The 15889-nt window shown below is 51.4% G+C and carries 18 protein-coding genes and 1 other RNA gene; 8 read left to right on the forward strand and 11 right to left on the reverse strand.

Annotated features, from left to right (window positions below):
- The first annotated feature begins 204 nt into the window (after positions 1-204).
- Positions 205-302, forward strand: a non-coding RNA gene (locus tag SBO83_RS05980) — RtT sRNA.
- Between the two features lie 275 nt (positions 303-577).
- Here the strand turns inward: SBO83_RS05980 and tcyN are convergent.
- From tcyN to SBO83_RS06020, 8 genes are all read right to left on the reverse strand, one after another.
- Positions 578-1330, reverse strand: a complete 753-nt coding sequence (gene tcyN, locus SBO83_RS05985; protein WP_100938354.1) for an L-cystine ABC transporter ATP-binding protein TcyN — start codon at positions 1328-1330, stop codon at positions 578-580.
- The gene (tcyL, locus tag SBO83_RS05990; RefSeq protein ID WP_353501930.1) at positions 1327-1995 is read right to left on the reverse strand and encodes a cystine ABC transporter permease; all 669 of its coding nucleotides are present in this window, start codon (positions 1993-1995) and stop codon (positions 1327-1329) included. The genes tcyN and tcyL overlap by 4 nt, the downstream gene beginning before the upstream one ends.
- A gap of 106 nt (positions 1996-2101) precedes the next feature.
- Entirely contained in the window at positions 2102-2905 is an 804-nt protein-coding gene (gene tcyJ, locus SBO83_RS05995) for a cystine ABC transporter substrate-binding protein (RefSeq protein ID WP_353501929.1), read from the reverse strand.
- A gap of 197 nt (positions 2906-3102) precedes the next feature.
- Entirely contained in the window at positions 3103-4113 is a 1011-nt protein-coding gene (locus SBO83_RS06000) for a D-cysteine desulfhydrase (RefSeq protein ID WP_396130799.1), read from the reverse strand.
- Between the two features lie 198 nt (positions 4114-4311).
- Positions 4312-4818 (reverse strand): flagella biosynthesis regulatory protein FliZ, encoded by a 507-nt coding sequence (gene fliZ / locus SBO83_RS06005; RefSeq protein WP_034790141.1) that lies wholly within the window; start codon positions 4816-4818, stop codon positions 4312-4314.
- Between the two features lie 55 nt (positions 4819-4873).
- Complete coding sequence (locus SBO83_RS06010) at positions 4874-5596, reverse strand: RNA polymerase sigma factor FliA (RefSeq protein WP_034790139.1); 723 nt, start codon at positions 5594-5596, stop codon at positions 4874-4876.
- A gap of 224 nt (positions 5597-5820) precedes the next feature.
- Positions 5821-7026 (reverse strand): flagellin lysine-N-methylase, encoded by a 1206-nt coding sequence (gene fliB, locus SBO83_RS06015; RefSeq protein WP_396130800.1) that lies wholly within the window; start codon positions 7024-7026, stop codon positions 5821-5823.
- A gap of 111 nt (positions 7027-7137) precedes the next feature.
- Complete coding sequence (locus SBO83_RS06020) at positions 7138-8265, reverse strand: FliC/FljB family flagellin (protein WP_396130801.1); 1128 nt, start codon at positions 8263-8265, stop codon at positions 7138-7140.
- A 292-nt stretch (positions 8266-8557) separates the two neighbouring features.
- On the opposite strand from SBO83_RS06020, the gene fliD reads away from it, so the two are divergent.
- From fliD to SBO83_RS06045, 5 genes are all read left to right on the forward strand, one after another.
- Positions 8558-9994, forward strand: coding sequence for a flagellar filament capping protein FliD (fliD, locus tag SBO83_RS06025; protein ID WP_396130802.1), 1437 nt, complete (start codon positions 8558-8560; stop codon positions 9992-9994).
- A 9-nt stretch (positions 9995-10003) separates the two neighbouring features.
- The gene (gene fliS, locus SBO83_RS06030) at positions 10004-10441 is read left to right on the forward strand and encodes a flagellar export chaperone FliS (protein ID WP_034790131.1); all 438 of its coding nucleotides are present in this window, start codon (positions 10004-10006) and stop codon (positions 10439-10441) included.
- Positions 10416-10775, forward strand: coding sequence for a flagella biosynthesis regulatory protein FliT (fliT, locus tag SBO83_RS06035; RefSeq protein ID WP_396130803.1), 360 nt, complete (start codon positions 10416-10418; stop codon positions 10773-10775). The genes fliS and fliT overlap by 26 nt, the downstream gene beginning before the upstream one ends.
- Before the next feature lie 214 nt (positions 10776-10989).
- On the forward strand, positions 10990-11811 hold the full coding sequence (locus SBO83_RS06040; RefSeq protein WP_396130804.1) for a helix-turn-helix domain-containing protein: 822 nt from the start codon (positions 10990-10992) through the stop codon (positions 11809-11811).
- A gap of 167 nt (positions 11812-11978) precedes the next feature.
- Positions 11979-12155 (forward strand): GhoT/OrtT family toxin, encoded by a 177-nt coding sequence (locus tag SBO83_RS06045; protein WP_034790125.1) that lies wholly within the window; start codon positions 11979-11981, stop codon positions 12153-12155.
- Positions 12156-12167: 12 nt separating this feature from the next.
- On the opposite strand, the gene SBO83_RS06050 is transcribed toward SBO83_RS06045, so the two are convergent.
- On the reverse strand, positions 12168-12914 hold the full coding sequence (locus SBO83_RS06050) for a helix-turn-helix domain-containing protein (RefSeq protein ID WP_396130805.1): 747 nt from the start codon (positions 12912-12914) through the stop codon (positions 12168-12170).
- Positions 12915-13013: 99 nt separating this feature from the next.
- Between SBO83_RS06050 and SBO83_RS06055 the strand changes: the two genes are divergently transcribed.
- On the forward strand, positions 13014-13412 hold the full coding sequence (locus SBO83_RS06055; RefSeq protein WP_396130806.1) for a nuclear transport factor 2 family protein: 399 nt from the start codon (positions 13014-13016) through the stop codon (positions 13410-13412).
- Between the two features lie 51 nt (positions 13413-13463).
- On the opposite strand, the gene SBO83_RS06060 is transcribed toward SBO83_RS06055, so the two are convergent.
- Together SBO83_RS06060 and SBO83_RS06065 are read right to left on the reverse strand one after the other, a co-directional pair.
- On the reverse strand, positions 13464-14687 hold the full coding sequence (locus tag SBO83_RS06060) for an MFS transporter (RefSeq protein ID WP_353501920.1): 1224 nt from the start codon (positions 14685-14687) through the stop codon (positions 13464-13466).
- Positions 14688-14939: 252 nt separating this feature from the next.
- A complete protein-coding gene (locus SBO83_RS06065) occupies positions 14940-15098 on the reverse strand; it encodes a YqaE/Pmp3 family membrane protein (RefSeq protein ID WP_034790096.1) in 159 nt (52 codons plus the stop codon).
- Positions 15099-15311: 213 nt separating this feature from the next.
- On the opposite strand from SBO83_RS06065, the gene SBO83_RS06070 reads away from it, so the two are divergent.
- Positions 15312-15833 (forward strand): DUF1003 domain-containing protein, encoded by a 522-nt coding sequence (locus SBO83_RS06070; protein ID WP_396130807.1) that lies wholly within the window; start codon positions 15312-15314, stop codon positions 15831-15833.
- Positions 15834-15889 lie beyond the last annotated feature (56 nt).

Consider the following 15889-nt stretch of genomic DNA (forward strand, 5'->3'; position numbering starts at 1 on the left):
CTGGCATTTACACCTTGCCGTTTCAGTGTTTTTGGGTTTACTCCCTCTCCTTTTTAAGGAGAGGGCTGGGGTGAGGTTTGCTGCATTGAGCGCGGTTTTAAACCACTCCTCATCCCTGCCTCCCCCTTACCAGGGGGTGGAGCAGAATGGCACTACACTGAAACGGCACGGTTGAGATGTCTCAAAACCGCAGTCAAAAATGGCGCTGAGCGAATGGTTCGAGACCTATGGCTCGAGCCGAGCGAAGCGAGACAGCGTTGCGTAGCAACGACCCAAAGGGCGAGGCCAGAGGCCGAGTAATCCTGAAGCGAAGGCACCGCCCAAGCGGCGACATTTTGCGGTGGAGAACTGAAGTAACTGAAACACGTCCGCCCAGCGAGCGGAGCGCGTAGTTAAGAGCCGGGGATTCTCAAGGGGCGCGGCGATAGGCGCCCCTTGAGGCCGGTGTGGCGGCAGTGCACGGTTTTGACCCTAAAGGCCAGTTTGCGTGGCAACGCAAGGTTTTGCCGGTGTGGGCCGGCGCCCACGGTTTTGAAGTTGCAGTTGCGGGTTTGGGCAGCCGCCCAAACCTTTTTAACTAGCGAGTTAAAAACTTCTCAAGAAACTGTTTTGTACGCGCGTGCTGAGGGTTCGAGAAAAGCTCTTTGGCGGGGCCTTGCTCGACGATCTTCCCTTGATCCATGAAAATCGCGCGGTCGGCGACGTCGCGGGCGAAGCTCATCTCGTGGGTGACGATCACCATGGTGCGGTGCTCCTGCGCCAAGGCTCGGATGGTGTTGAGTACTTCACCCACCAGCTCGGGGTCGAGCGCGGATGTCGGTTCATCGAACAAAATCACTTCCGGGTTCATGGCCAGTGCGCGGGCGATGGCTACGCGCTGCTGCTGGCCGCCGGAGAGACGGCGCGGATAGGCGTCCTCTTTGCCGCTTAGCCCTACTTTCTCCAGCAACTGGCGGGCATAGGCGACGGCTTTCTCGCGCGACTCACCCTTCACGATGACCGGACCTTCAATAATATTGTCGAGAACCGAACGGTGCGGGAACAGGTTGAAGTTCTGGAATACAAAACCCACCTGTTGGCGCAGTTTACGCACATTCTCTTTCTGCTTACTGATAGAGCGGCTGCCGTCGATCTCAATATTACCGACCTTAATGGTGCCGGAATTTGGCTCTTCCAACAGATTAATGCTGCGCAGCAAGGTGGTTTTACCCGATCCGCTTGGGCCGATAATGGCGACCACTTCACCAGAATTTACCTGTAAATCGATACCGTGCAGTACCGTCTGACCGTTGAATTTCTTGGTCAGCTGTTTAACGTCAATAGTGCTCATGGCTGCTCCCTGTCTTGACGGTTAACGCGGTCTTCCAGACGATTTTGCAGGAAGGACAATACGGTGGCCAATACCCAGTAAATCAACGAGGCGGCCAGATACATGGTGAACACTTCCAGCGTGCGCGACGTTACCAACTGCGCCTGGCGGAACAGCTCTGGCACCTGAATGGTCGCGGCAAGGGATGTATCTTTCACTAGTCCGATAAAGCTGTTACCCAGCGGCGGCAACGCGGTGCGGGCGGCCTGCGGCAAGATCACGCGGCGCATGGTCTGCCATGAGCTCATGCCGATGCTGGCGGCGGCTTCCCACTGGCCCTTTTCAATCGACGAAATCGCGGCGCGCAGGGTTTCGGAGGTGTAGGCAGCGGTATTGAGCGACAACCCAATCATCGCGGAAGGAATAGGATCCAGCTCAATGCCGAACTGCGGCAGGCCGTAGTAGATCATAAACAGTTGGGCAATCAGCGGCGTTCCACGGAAAATAGACACGTAGAATCGCGACAGCCATGACAGCGGCCAGAACTTGGACAGGCGCATCAGCGCGAGGATAAAGCCCAACAGCAGACCGAACACCATCCCGCCCAAACTGAGTTGCAGCGTGAACAGCGTACCTTTCAATAAAAATGGTGCTGAATCCAGCACCAGTTGAATACTTTCTTGCATCTATAACCCTTAGGTCTTTTTACATCTTCAGCGTAGTTCTAAGCTCAAAAGCGTTGGGGCTGAATCACGCTTATTCGCGCAGAGACAACCCCAGCGTTGGCCGACATTACTTAGTTACGTCAGCACCAAACCACTTATCGGAGATTTTGGCCAGTGAGCCATCTTTCTGCATATCAGCAATGGCTTTATCAATCGCAGCCAGCAGCTCTGGGTTGTTCTTACGCAGCGCCACGCCAGATTCCTGACGAGCAAAAGGTTTACCCGCAACCGCTAAGGTGTCGCCAGTTTTCTTCACCAGATCCAATGCTGCCAGACGGTCAACCAGAATCGCGTCGATGCGGCCTACGCGCAGGTCTTGGTATTTAGTCGGGTCATCATCATAGGTACGGATGTCCACGCCCGGCTCGTTAGCGCGCAGCCACTGCTCGTAGTTACTGCCTAAACCAACGCCAACTTTTTTGCCTTTCAGCGTGTCAGGCGTGGCGAAGTTGCCTTCGTTGCCCTTCTTAGTCAGCACCTGAATACCCGAAACGGTATAAGGGGTGGAGAAGTCATATTTTTTCTGGCGCTCAGGAGAGATAGTCACCTGATTGATAACGACGTCAATACGCTTAGATTCCAGCGAGGCTAGCATGCCGTCCCATTTGGTCGGTTGCAGCTTGGCTTTAACCCCCATGTGCTGGGCCAGAGACTGTGCGAATTCGACTTCGAAGCCGGTCAGTTTGCCGTCTTCACCCTGGAAACTAAATGGCGGGTAAGTTCCCTCAAGGCCGACAATCAACGAGCCGCGCTCTTTGACTTTAGCCAGCAGGCCTTCGTCAGCCGCGAAGCTGCTTGTAACCATGCCGCTGGTCAACGTGACAGCGACCGCACCCAGAAGTAAACGACGACGCAGTGTTGAGAAACCCATATTCACCTCATGAATTAATTATTTTGTTAGTGGCGCACGTTAGCATCGGTTGAAAAGATTATCAGGAATATAATCCTCTAATCTTAGTGCAGAAATGCATAAGTAGGAGCCAGCAAGCATAAGCGCGGCAAAAGGCTAGGCCTATCAATGCCATTGCTGCCCCCGCTTGCAATAAATATCAGCCAGTTAGGACAGTTTTAAACCTGAGGATGATAGGCAAACAGCGCCGGTGCGCCGCCAGTATGGATGAACAGAATCGGGGCGGATCCGGGGAAAAGCCCGCGTTCCAGACCGTCAATCAGCCCTGCCATCGCCTTGCCGGTATAAACCGGATCCAGCAGCATGGCTTCCTTCTCAGCGAGGAGTTTGATGGCGGCTAACCCCTCTTCGCTCGGCTCACCGTAGCGCGGGCCGAAATAGCTATCCCACAGGTGGATCTCTGGCAAAGCCTCGTCGAACTGCAATCTTTTGGCGACATCGCGAGCAATAGCTTCAACCTTCGGGCGCTGAGCCTCGGCACTCCGTGACACCGTCACGCCAATCAGCTGGGTTTCCGGCATCAAATGCTTTAATGCAACGGCAAGCCCGGCATGGGTTCCCGCACTGCCCGATGCCACGACGATGGCGCTGAAATCAACAAAGCTGGACGCGCTCTGCTCGGCAATCTCCAGCGCGCACTGCACATAGCCCAAAGCACCCAACGCGTTAGAGCCGCCCACTGGCACGATATAGGGGCGGAAACCCTGTGCTTCGAGCTTTTCGGCTTCTTCGGTTAACTGGCTCATCGGGTCATACAGCGCGTCGCACATCACTACTTCAGCATTAAACAAGTCCAGCAGCAGGCGGTTGCCGTTAGTCAGATAGTTAGCCTGCGTGGTGCCAATCGGGTTCTCCAGCAGCGCGACGCATTTCAAGCCCAGCTTGGCGGCGACGGCGGCGGTTTGGCGCACGTGGTTAGATTGAATGGCCCCGGCGGTGATCAGGGTATCGGCCCCCTCTTCCAACGCGGCGGCGGCCAGAAACTCGAGCTTTCTCAGTTTGTTACCACCGAGCGCCAACGGCGTGACGTCGTCACGTTTAATGTAGATCGGGCGACCAAAATAGTCGGAAAGACGGTTAAGTCTTTCGAGCGGCGTGACGCTACCCAACAAGTCCACGCGCGAGAAGGCTTCCAGCCGATTTTTAAGCAATGAAATTTGAGCAGGCACAGTGTTCCCCTGAAGCGCTTGCGAAAGCCGCTATCGTTATGATGTATAAAGTCAGATCGAGATAAGATGTTCAGGTTGATATCAATAAATTATATAGCGAATTTATACAAGCGATGACAGATGTCAGGCAAAAAAAACAGGCTCCCGGGGGGAGCCTGCTTCTTATATTTCGCATGATGTCAGCAACGAATCTGCCGATTAGGCTGATTTTTGCCACGCCAAATACTGGTCATACTTACGCAGCGCGATACGGTAGTTATCATGAGCTGCCACCGGCAAGTCATTGATAATACGCTCGTGAATGCTATCGCCCTTGGTGCGCTCATGCGGATAGTTCTGGGCAACCAGAATCTCATCCAAACGACGCAATCGGACAACGTATTCACGCACCGTGCTGTGGTTCATCTCGGTTTGTTCGAACAGATATTGTTTGAACGCCATGATGTCGAAGTAAGACCAATGGCTGTTACAGCTAATTTCGCTGCAAAAGCGGCAAAGTGCGGTCAGTTCTTGCGACAGGTTGTTCCAGACTTCGTCATCAATAGGCTGGTCCATCTTGGCGATGGCCTCTTTATTGATGATCTGGCCGCGAAACACCAACGCCATGCGATCCAGCTCCTTGCCACATTGTGAACATTGAGTCTGGCTATGTTTAAAGTCTTTTAAGTAACGGCTTAACGGCCGCGTTTTGAGTCCGGCTGGCATAAACTTATTCCTGGTGAAGGATGATCAAATGTAAAACCGGCCAGGAAAAAGCGGATCAATGGTCATTTGCCAAGCGAGCGCGTAAACGCTTGATCGCCTGGCTATGTAGCTGGCTAACGCGGGATTCCCCGACGTCCAGTACTGCCCCGATCTCTTTTAAATTCAACTCTTCCTGGTAGTAAAGTGTCAGAACCATTTTTTCCCGTTCTGGCAGTGCGTCAATGGCGTCCATTACCCGCTGGCGTAAATTACCCTCCAGCAAATGGTGTAATGGGTTGGCCTCTTCGTGCCCTTCCATTAACGCTTCGGCGGTATCGCCGTGTTCTTCGCGCCATTCGTCATAAGAGAACAACTGGCTGCTATTGGTATCCATCAATATCTGGCGGTATTCCTCAATGGGAATATCTAACGCCTGTGCCACTTCGCCTTCGCTCGGTGGGCGTCCTAGCCGTTGCTCGGCATGATGCATAGCCTGAGACACTTCACGCGCATTACGCCGCACGCTGCGCGGAACCCAGTCACGACTGCGAAGCTCATCGAGCATCGCGCCGCGAATGCGCTGCACTGCATAGGTCGTAAAGGCCGTGCCCTGCATGGCATCAAAGCGTTCAACCGCATTCAATAACCCAATGCCCCCCGCTTGCAGCAGGTCGTCCAGCTCTACGCTGGCGGGAAGCCTAACCTGCAAACGCAGGGCTTCATGGCGCACTAGAGGAACATAGCGCTGCCACAAAGAATTTTTGTCTATCACGCCGCTGGCGGTATACAGATCGCTCACTGTCGTAACCTGGCAAATTGAGGGTCTGTACTATTATGCGTATGCCCGCTTTTTCCAATCGCCAGAATAAGGACTGAAAAGCGCGGCTATTTGGATTATGTCGGCGCACCTGTACAAATAACGCACAGTGACTATATCAGTGAATGCGCCGCGCAGATTACAGTAAAAAAGTAAGTAAAAGTGAATAAGTGATGAAGAAAAACGAAAAAACCCGCGAATGCGGGTTAAACCAGAAGCTGGAGGACGGAAAGATCGTCATTGCGTTTGACGCTGTCGATGCCTGCCATGAATTCCGCTTTAGTCGTATCACTATGCTGGCGATAAGAATGGTAGCTATACATGACCTCGACAAGCGTCTTCTCATCGATTTGCCCCTTCTCAAGAGCATAGGCTGATAACAAGGATTTTACGTAGAAATAGTCCACCACCAGCAGGTAGAACTGCTTAAGAATGGGCACCGATTTATCGATAGCAAAACGGTCATGGTAAAGCCGATACTGGAAGTAATTTCGCAGAATATACGGACGCTCTTTCAGCCAAGGCAGAACAATATTGTCCCAACTTTGTTTGAGTGCGCTCAGATTTTCTTCAAGCGCTAACTGAGTGAAAGTGCCTACAAAATGCTGGTTGAGTCTCTCAGTATATTGGTACAACGTCCCTCTTCCACGTGTATGAGGGTTCGTTTGAATCGCGCCATGTATTCCACTAAACAGAGCAAGTTCTAGTAAAGGTTCACCATTGATTTTCGCAATAGATTGCGAAATTTCGCCATTGGACAATTGCTGAGCGAGTGCTGTGTAAACCTGCTCCATACTGGAGAATTTGTGATCTAGCGACCCCGTTAGTTTCTCCGCGTAAAGCAGGAAACACGCCATAGCATAGAGATTATGCTCGACTTTATTCTGGTTGGTCATCATGAGATTGGCACAGAATAAATTAATAATTTTACCTTCAACGCTTATATCAGCTCTAGCATTGAAATTAGTCTGCGCCACAGAGTGATTATTAATATTGAGTGCGGTGTCATTGAGCAGCACCTTGCGCGTTGCTTCCGGGCAAGAGAGGCTGAGGCTCTCAATACGCTCTTTTTTATATAATACATATTGTCGCGGGTAGGCAGAACAGGTATCACTCAGCGCTTCCGGCCCCATAGTTTTATGGATTTTGCATAGATTATCGGACTCTAAGTATGAACAGTTACCCTCCCCATTGAGCTTAACCAGCGCCCAATTACTGTGGCTTTTTTTAGTCTTGATAATGCTTTCAACCGCAATATTTTTAACGCCGGGGATTTCACTTTTTAGGTACTTATTATACGTGGGTTTATCCAGCGTGATATTCCATTGCTTACAACAGTGATCTTCACATGCAGAACCAATACAGCGGAAATTCTGCACATACTCAGGTTGGCTCACCAGAATCTCTTTCATCGCATCATACCTCCAATAACCAACCCGCAGTATGCCCCGCGAGTCTTACTTTCAATCAAAGAAAAAGGCGGCCAAATGGCCGCCTTTATAAGCGTTAAAACTGAGAAGCGATTAGCCCTGCAGCAGAGACAACACTGACTGAGGAACCTGGTTAGCTTTAGACAGTACTGAAGTACCAGCCTGTTGCAGGATCTGCGCACGGCTCATGTTGGAAACTTCGGTAGAGTAATCAGCATCCTGGATACGGCTACGTGCTGAAGTCAGGTTATCAACAGTGCTGCTCAGGTTAGTGATGGTAGATTCGAAACGGTTCTGAGAAGCACCCAGAGAAGAACGTTGAGTATCAACCGCTTTCAGAGCAGCATCGATGTCAGCCAGTGGGCTTGAACCTGCTGCAGTACCATCATTCTTAACGGTACCTTTCAGAACGTCGAAGCCTTCTGCAGCCACTGTACGCGCGTTGCCGTTTACCGCTTCTTTAGCATCGGTAGAGGTTTTCAGAGCGGTAGTAACTGCGGTATTTTTAGCATCCAAGTCAGTTTTAGCAGTTGCAGTGTTACCAGCTTTAGTTGTATCAGTTGGATCTGCGTCAGAAATTGCTTTAGCTGCCAAGTAAGCAGTGTTAGACGTGGTTGCTGCAGTTTGTGCAGTTTTCAACGCAGTCAGCGTAGTTGGTTTGTAAGTGTTGATGTTGTCGCTAGAAGTGCCGTCACCGTTAGAAGCAGCCAGGTTCCAGCCAGCGCTTGAACCGATACCGATGCTGATTTGCTCGCCATCTTTAGAACCAACCTGGAAATCGTAGTTGCTGGTAGCAGCAGTACGGTTGTCCAGAACTTTGATGCCGTTGAAGTCAGTTTGCTTAGTAACGCGGTTGATCTCTTCCATACGCTGGTTAACTTCAGACTGGATGGAGTCGATGTCAGATGCGGAGTTAGAGCTGTTCTGCGCTTGAACGGTCAGGTCACGAACACGTTGCAAGTTGTTGTTGATTTCGCTCAGTGCGCCTTCAGCGGTCTGTGACAGAGAGATACCGTCGTTTGCGTTACGGGAAGCAACGGTCAGGCCATTGATGTTAGAAGTGAAGCGGTTGGCAATCGCCTGGCCCGCTGCATCGTCTTTTGCGCTGTTGATACGCAGACCTGAAGACAGACGCTCAATGGCGGTGCCCAGGGATGCTTGAGATTTGTTCAGGTTGTTCTGAGTCATCAGGGACAAGCTGTTAGTGTTGATTACCGCCATAGTATGATTTCCTTAAATTCTGTTATTTAGGTTTAGGCTTTCGGCCTACGGCTTTATCACCGTCCAAACTTGTATCGGCGCTACACCCAGAACCTTTAGTCAGAATTTAAAAAAATTATAAAATAATCCCCGAACGCAAATTCCTTCCTTTATTGCACCTGCAAATAATGGCGCAAATTGCCCCTAATATGCGCGGTTATTCTTGCCATAAAATTTATCCAGCCGGGTATAAACTTCGTGCCATCCTTGCCGATAACACTGGTAACACCCTTCTCTCTAAGGAATATAAATAATGGCTAGTGTAAGTTCTCTCGGTGCAGGTACCAGTCTTGACCTTAACAGCTTGATGGATTCACTGACCAAAGCTGAAAATGACCGTCTAACACCGCTGACCAATCAACAAACTTCTTATAAAGCGAAACTGACCTCTTTCAGTATTCTGCAAACGTCACTGGATAAATTGAAGACTGCCGCCACCGCGCTGCAAAACGCCAGCCAAATCGCGGGCACTTCTGTTACAAGCACCAATACCTCTTTTAGCGCGGCGTTGACGCCAAATGCTTCTGCTCCGGCAGGCTCATATCAAATCAATGTCACGCAGTTGGCGCAGGCGCAGTCTCTGCTGTCTGCTGCAAAGTCTGACCCAAAAGCCGCGTTAGGCACCACGGGCGCAGCTAACCGCTCTATCACTATTGCGCAGACGGGCAAAGATCCGGTCACTATTCCGCTGACGGATGATCAAACTAGCCTGAACGGTATGCGCGATGCCATCAACGCCAAGCAGGCCGGCGTCACGGCCAGCGTGATTAAAGCGAACGACAACACCTATTATTTGTCTATCACCGCAAATGATACCGGCGTAGCGAATGCCATGACCGTCAGCGTATCTGGTGATGACGCGCTGAACAGCGTAGTGGGTTACAACCCCTCTTCCAGCACCAACGGCATGAAAGTCACCACGGCAGCGCAAGACGCCAAATTCACTATCAATAATAATGTTGAAATCACCCGTAGCAGCAACGTGATTTCCGACGCGCTGGATGGCGTGACGCTGACCTTAAAATCGTTGACCAGCGCCAACGCCAACAGTTCTGGCCCTGAGACCTTAACGCTGACGCAAGATCCTAGCGCGATGACCAAGGCGATCCAAAACTACGTGGATGCCTATAACTCATTGCAAACCACTATCGCCAGCCAGACTGCTTACACCGCAGTTGATAAAGGGGCTGATAGCCAAAACGCCAGCAACGGCGCCCTGTTTGGCGACGGCACCGTGCGTACTATTTCTACCCAGCTGCGCGGAAGTATTGCGTCTTCCCAGCCAAATACTGACTTCTCAACCTTAGCCAGCATGGGTATCACCCAAGACGTCAATGGCAAATTGACAGTAGACAGCACTAAATTAAACAACGCGATCACTAAAAAGCCGGGCAGCGTGGTGCAGTTCTTCGCGGGCGACGGCAAAACTACCGGTTTCGGTACGCAAGCGACCAACATGCTGACCAAGATGCTCGACCCAACCAACGGCACAGTGCAAGCCGCTGAAGACGGTATCAATAAATCGCTGAAAAACCTGTCAGATCAGATGACCAAGACCCAAGCCAGCATCACGCTCAATCTGACTAACTACAAAAACCAATTTACTAACCTATCCGTACTGGTTAACAAATTAACCAACACCGGTAGCTACTTAACGCAGCAATTTGCCGCGATGAGTGGAAGTCAATAAGGACTGATTATGTACAAGAACTCCGGCGCTAAAGCTTATGCGCAAGTCGGTCTGGAAAGTGCGGTAATGAGTGCATCACCCCATCAGCTGGTGGTGATGTTATTTGACGGGGCGCGCAGCGCCCTTATCCGCGCCGGTATTCTTATCCAGCAGGGGGATATTCCAGGGAAAGGCAATGCGCTGTCGAAGGCCATTAATATTATCGATAACGGACTCATTGCTGGCTTAAGCCGTGAGAAAGGCGATCCAGAATTAGTTGATAATCTGGAGGCGCTCTATTCCTACATGGTTCGCCGTTTAATTCATGCCAATTTGCATAACGATCAGCAGGCTATTACTGAAGTTATGGCATTGCTGGAAAATATAGCCGATGCCTGGCGGCAGATCGGCCCTAACTATCACCCCTCGCAGGACCAATATAATGGATCGACATCAGTACCTGGTTAATGAGTATCAGATGATCCTTACGCTAAGCGAAGAAATGTTACTGCTGGCGAAAGACGAAAAGTGGGATGAATTGGTAGAACTTGAAGTCAGTTACCTGAAGGCGGTAGAGGCAACCACTACACTGCCGCTGTCAGAAGAGACCTCATTAAATATCCAGAATATTATTCGTCAGAGTCTGCGACGTATTCTGGATAATGAAACTCAGATTAAAACGCTATTGCAGGCACGAATGGATCAGCTGGCTGAGCTTATTGGCCAGTCCGTAAAACAGCAGGAGGTCAATTCGACCTATGGGCGTTTTACCGACAGAGCAATCGCTATGCGCGATCAATAATAGTTTCCCTAATACCATTGCTAGCCACTTTCTTAGCTTCTTGTGTATATTAAAGGCTTCAGAGACAGAGAATAAGCCGCCCTTACCCGGTGTCTTTTCTCTGTCGCCCTCACTAATATCGTTTTCACCGACGAAAATATCGGCAACTGTTCAAGGGTAATTAAACTCTGGAACAACGTCGGCAATATGACGTGCGGCTTCGGGCAAAATCGCGATGGTTCGTAAAATAAAAGTATCTCCAGGGATTGGTACATCCTCACTGCTTATTCAGCACAGTGAGCTGCTTACCAGCGATATTTTCGTCGATAAACCCGAACTCATATTAATCCTGCAGGGGCATTCCACACTGCGCCACGGTATGCAAGAAAGCCGCATTCAAAGTGGCGAGATGCTGGCAGTCAATAGCGGCCACTCGCTGAGCATTACCAATGTTCCCTCTGATGAGGGTATTTTCAGCTGCGCGATTATGTCGTGGGACAGCTCGCTTTTTTGCGATTCCCGCCTCTACGTCTCGCCATTTGAAGGCGTATTGACTAAGGTCGAAGACATTCGCGTCATCCCGCACATTCCGCCGGCCTTTAGGCAATCGTTTACTGATACCCACCATTCGATGATGTGGCATAAGAGCCTGCCGCCGACCATTGCCCGCCATCGCATGATTGAGCAACTGCTGTGGCTGTCTCATCTGGGGATCAGTTACTCGAGGCAGCATAGTGAAAGCATCACTCAGCAAGTTCGCGATTTACTGGTCAACAATCTGCACAAGTCATTTACGGCTGCCGAAGTGGCTGAAAAATTGATGATGAATGAAGTGATGTTGCGCCGCAGGCTGGCGACAGAGAACAGCGTGCTGCGTAATTTGATGATAGATGTGCGCATGACCCACGCCCTGCGCCTGCTGCAATGCACGGATTTAGCCATTTCCCACATTGCCCATCAGGTTGGCTACGAAAGCAGTTCACGCTTTGCCGAACGTTTTCGCAAACGCTTTGGCTTTGCGCCCACCTCGATCCGCGGCCACCTGCGCTCGCTGTGAGCTTTCAGGGTGGAACGTTAACGCCCTGTTATTTCAACGCGTAAATCTCATGTGCAGATGTAAACTCTGTAAAAATGTGACCTAAAACACACATTATTTGATTACCAAATGTTAACGCCCTAGAATATGCCCTGCTTTATCTATTTTGGTTGTATTAGGGGTATGTCGTGCACGTGTGGTGGGAAGTCATTAAAACAATTTACTGGGGTGGTTTGGCGCTGGCAGCGGTGTTTACCCTGTTGGTCAGCCGCGATACGTTCAAAATCCGTCTGTTAACCTCGGCGCTGATCGGTTTTACGTGGCCAATGAGTTTGCCCGTGGTGGTGCTGTTTTCTCTGTTCTAACGACTGAATTGTTCAGAAATAGTTACCCGGCGTCGTGCCGGACAGTTTACGAAACACCGCGATAAAAGCGCTGGCGTTGTCGTAACCCACCTCCAGCGCGACGTTCTGCACCGCCATCCCCTGAGCTAAAAGCTCCATCGCCCGCATCATTCTGGCCCTCTGCCTCCAGGCGGTAAAAGTTAGACCGGTCTGCGCCGGGAACAGCCTCACCAGCGTCCGAACAGATAACCCTGCATACTCTGCCCACTGCTCTTCCCGCAGTTGCACACTCACGTCACTCAGCAATTGCCGCACAAGACGCATTAAACGCGGATCCTGGGGGATCGGCAGTTCCAACGCCGCTGCGGGCAACGTCCTGATTTCGTCCAAAATGACCTGCGTCAATGCCCCTCTGGCCTGCTCCGGGACACTCTCTTCGCCCCAGCTTTTTACGCGCTTTAACGCTTCGCGCAGTAACCCTTCCACACGAAAGGTTTTCGGCGTTTGCGGCAGCTCGCGGGTCAAATCTTCACGGATGTAGAGGCTCCAGCCGTCAAAAGCGCCGTGCGAACGCATACCGTGAGGATAGCCAGAAGGCACCCAGACGGCGTAGCTTGAAGGGATAGCCCGCTGGCTATGCTCAAAATCCAGACTCAGCAACCCCACATGCGTGCCGAGCAATTGACCGTCAGCGTGATGATGCACCGGCGTCGTTTTCCCCTGCGGCGCGACGAAATCTGTCCAGCGCAATCCGTTCCCCCTGTCAGATTCTGAGATCATGGCGTAATCACCGTATAAGTTGGCCTGATAGCAGTCATGACGCCAAAAATAACCCTCTATAGTCAACCTCGTCAATGCAACCAACGCGAGGAACATCCTATGACGCACACTCAGGCACGCCAATTTCTCGGCCAGATTTTCAATTCGCTGTTTGATCCTGCTGAAACGGCGGAGCAAACGGGCCGCTATTTCGCCCCGGAGTATCAGCAATTCGCCGATGGGAAAGTGTTAGATCACGCCTTATTCGTCGAGCACGCCCGCACCTTAAAGGCCACGCTTCAATACGCCACCGTCACTTTTGAAAAGGTGATCGCCTGCGGCCAGTCACTGGCTAGCGTGCACATCGTTGATGCCATCAAACACAATGGGCAGAGGTTAAAAGTGAAAGTCGTGGCGCTGTATGAGGTGGAAAATGGGCTGATTCGTCGCGTGGATGAACTCAGTCATTTGCTCGAAGGGGAGGATGAAGACAGGGATTTAGGCACGCGCCACCATTAGGCTTTGGCCAAGGCCCCTTCCGGCAGATTGCTCTCTGCCGGAAGGGTGTTATTACTCGTGACTCAGATGAAGGTCATTTTCCTGCGCGCCCTGCTGCGACAAGGCCGCCAGCAGGCGATAACCCGTCAGCATGGCGACTAATGCCACACCGCCGCCCACTACCGCGATCCAGAATCCGTTTGAAGCGCCGAAGTTATCGATAGTCCAGCCCGACGCGGCCGATCCGGCGGAGAAGCCAATCAGCACGCCGGTCATGGCGTACGTAATACCCTCAGTTATTTGCGTGGTAGGCACGATACGCTCGATCAGGGTCATGCCGGTAATGAAGGTGGGAGAACTGATAGCCCCGCCCACAAACACCATCAGCGTCATCATCCACAGCGACGTGACGAAAGGCAGAGGCAAGGTAGTCAGCACCGCCACCACGCTTGCGATTAACAGACGATTCGCCAACGGCTTTTTGAATTTGATGGCGCCGAATACCAGCCCAATGCCGCAAGAACCTAGAGCATAGGTGGATAAGATATAGGTCGCGGCGCCCTTGTTACCTAGATCCTGCGCGAAGGCAATGACCGCCACTTCCACCGTGCCAAAAATCATGCCGATACCCACAAACACCGTCACCACGTACCACATCGCGCCGTGCTTCATTACCGATTGCGTGCGCTTCTGCTTGATAGGATTCACTTTTGGCTCAGTGGATTTCTGTACCACAAACAGTAATGCCCCGACGGCGAGGAAGGTCGCCGCCGCCAGCACGCCCGCCTCGGGGAACAGCGCGATGCTCAGGCCGATGCCGAACACCGGCCCGGCCATATACACCAGCTCATCCAGCACGGATTCAAAGGCAAAGGCCGCGTGCAGCTGCGACTTGCCGCGATAAATCTCGGTCCAGCGCGCGCGCACCATGGAGCCAATGCTCGGCATCACGCCGGCGATTAACGCCAGTATAAACAGCATTTCATTGGGTGCATTGAGCCACGCCGCCAGGCATAAACCGATTAATGCCAGAAATGCCAAGGTCACCATCGGGATCAGCACTTTCGCCTGCCCTTTGACATCCACCCAGCGCGAAATCTGTGGAGCGATAAAGGCATTGGCCATGGCAAAGGTGGCAGACACCGCGCCGGCCAGCCAATATTCACCATGGGTTTGGGATAACATCGCCACAATGCCAATGGTGGTCATCGGCAGAGGCAGACGAGCAATAAAGCCTGCGGCAGAAAAGCCTTTGGTTCCTGGGCGCCGGAATATCTCGGCGTATGGATTAGACATGAAAGTTCCTTATTTCACAGAGAGGCATGATTTCAATTAAAAAGAGCAGCCGAATACCCTGCCCAATGCACGCGGCGGCTAACAAAAACATCAATATAAAGCTCAATTTAGAGGCGACATGATGCCTGAGAGGCAATAAAGAGTCTTTTCGTTTCGTGTTAAATGTTTGTGATATTTAGGCAATAAAAAACCCGACCTATTGGCCGGGCTTATGAAATTGAGGAACTTTTCGGCAAAAATCGCCTTAATTCATTACTTACGCGTCTGGATCCAGAATGCGTGGATCAAACCTGGCAAATAGCCGCACAGTGTCAGCACGATGTTCAGGAGGAACTGCAAGCCAAGGCCGTTACCAATCAACACGCCCAGCGGCGGTACCAAAATCGTAATCAAAACTCTCCAAAAACCCATACTTCTCTCCTTTTCATGATTGCTGAGTTAAAAGTAGCGCAGTAAATCCGACCTAACAATCAGATAGTTCGGGAAAAGTTGCCGAGCTTCCTGATAGATAAATAATCAGTCAACAAACAGCAAGGGTGACAATAATAAGATATCGGTTTCTGGCATTTCATCCTAAGGTGACTCTTATCAGCACGCTACTCAGCACCTACAAAGGAAGTATTTATGCAGCCCATCTCTTCAGATACGCCAGCCAAAAAACGCGACCCCTTCCGTTTTCACCGTAAACATTCCCATTTAGCTCCGACCTTCGGCGAGGGCTGGTTTGCGCTGAAAGCAGAAGCTTTCGCCCGGTTCTTCGGCACGCCGCTGTTTTTAGGCGCACAAACTCTGGTGGTGGCCGTGTGGATCATCATCAACGTCACCGGGCTGGTGAAGTTCGACGTTTACCCGTTTATCTTACTCAATCTGGCCTTCAGCCTGCAGGCCGCCTATGCCGCGCCGCTGATCCTACTGGCGCAAACTCGCCAGGCGGAGCGCGATAAGGCCCATGCCGATGCCGATGCCCAGCATCGCGAAGAGTTAGCTCAGGCCAATGAGCAGCGACAGGAGATGGCGGCGCAGCACACTCAGCAGATGCTCGAGCTGTTAAAACAGAATACTGACCTGACCAATATCACTAAACAGCTAAGCGAACGGATTGAAATCCTGACCTCGCAGCTACATAAGAAAATGCTCGAACAGTAATTGTCGCCCTTCTACTGCCAAAAACATTTTGTGACAGCGATCACATTTAAGTTTTT

The sequence above is a fragment of the Ewingella allii genome (genome assembly GCF_044430645.1).
Taxonomy (GTDB): domain Bacteria; phylum Pseudomonadota; class Gammaproteobacteria; order Enterobacterales; family Enterobacteriaceae; genus Ewingella; species Ewingella allii.

What these genes read in the sequence shown, in the direction of transcription:
- tcyL (WP_353501930.1), bottom strand. Translation starts at nt 1,995, where the DNA reads ATGCAAGAAAGTATTCAACTGGTGCTGGATTCAGCACCATTTTTATTG.
- fliT (WP_396130803.1), top strand. Translation starts at nt 10,416, where the DNA reads ATGGATCGACATCAGTACCTGGTTAATGAGTATCAGATGATCCTTACG.
- SBO83_RS06055 (WP_396130806.1), top strand. Translation starts at nt 13,014, where the DNA reads ATGACGCACACTCAGGCACGCCAATTTCTCGGCCAGATTTTCAATTCG.
- fliB (WP_396130800.1), bottom strand. Translation starts at nt 7,026, where the DNA reads ATGAAAGAGATTCTGGTGAGCCAACCTGAGTATGTGCAGAATTTCCGC.
- SBO83_RS06050 (WP_396130805.1), bottom strand. Translation starts at nt 12,914, where the DNA reads ATGATCTCAGAATCTGACAGGGGGAACGGATTGCGCTGGACAGATTTC.
- fliZ (WP_034790141.1), bottom strand. Translation starts at nt 4,818, where the DNA reads ATGCCAGCCGGACTCAAAACGCGGCCGTTAAGCCGTTACTTAAAAGAC.
- tcyN (WP_100938354.1), bottom strand. Translation starts at nt 1,330, where the DNA reads ATGAGCACTATTGACGTTAAACAGCTGACCAAGAAATTCAACGGTCAG.
- fliS (WP_034790131.1), top strand. Translation starts at nt 10,004, where the DNA reads ATGTACAAGAACTCCGGCGCTAAAGCTTATGCGCAAGTCGGTCTGGAA.
- SBO83_RS06020 (WP_396130801.1), bottom strand. Translation starts at nt 8,265, where the DNA reads ATGGCGGTAATCAACACTAACAGCTTGTCCCTGATGACTCAGAACAAC.
- SBO83_RS06040 (WP_396130804.1), top strand. Translation starts at nt 10,990, where the DNA reads ATGGTTCGTAAAATAAAAGTATCTCCAGGGATTGGTACATCCTCACTG.
- tcyJ (WP_353501929.1), bottom strand. Translation starts at nt 2,905, where the DNA reads ATGGGTTTCTCAACACTGCGTCGTCGTTTACTTCTGGGTGCGGTCGCT.
- SBO83_RS06060 (WP_353501920.1), bottom strand. Translation starts at nt 14,687, where the DNA reads ATGTCTAATCCATACGCCGAGATATTCCGGCGCCCAGGAACCAAAGGC.
- SBO83_RS06065 (WP_034790096.1), bottom strand. Translation starts at nt 15,098, where the DNA reads ATGGGTTTTTGGAGAGTTTTGATTACGATTTTGGTACCGCCGCTGGGC.
- SBO83_RS06070 (WP_396130807.1), top strand. Translation starts at nt 15,312, where the DNA reads ATGCAGCCCATCTCTTCAGATACGCCAGCCAAAAAACGCGACCCCTTC.
- fliD (WP_396130802.1), top strand. Translation starts at nt 8,558, where the DNA reads ATGGCTAGTGTAAGTTCTCTCGGTGCAGGTACCAGTCTTGACCTTAAC.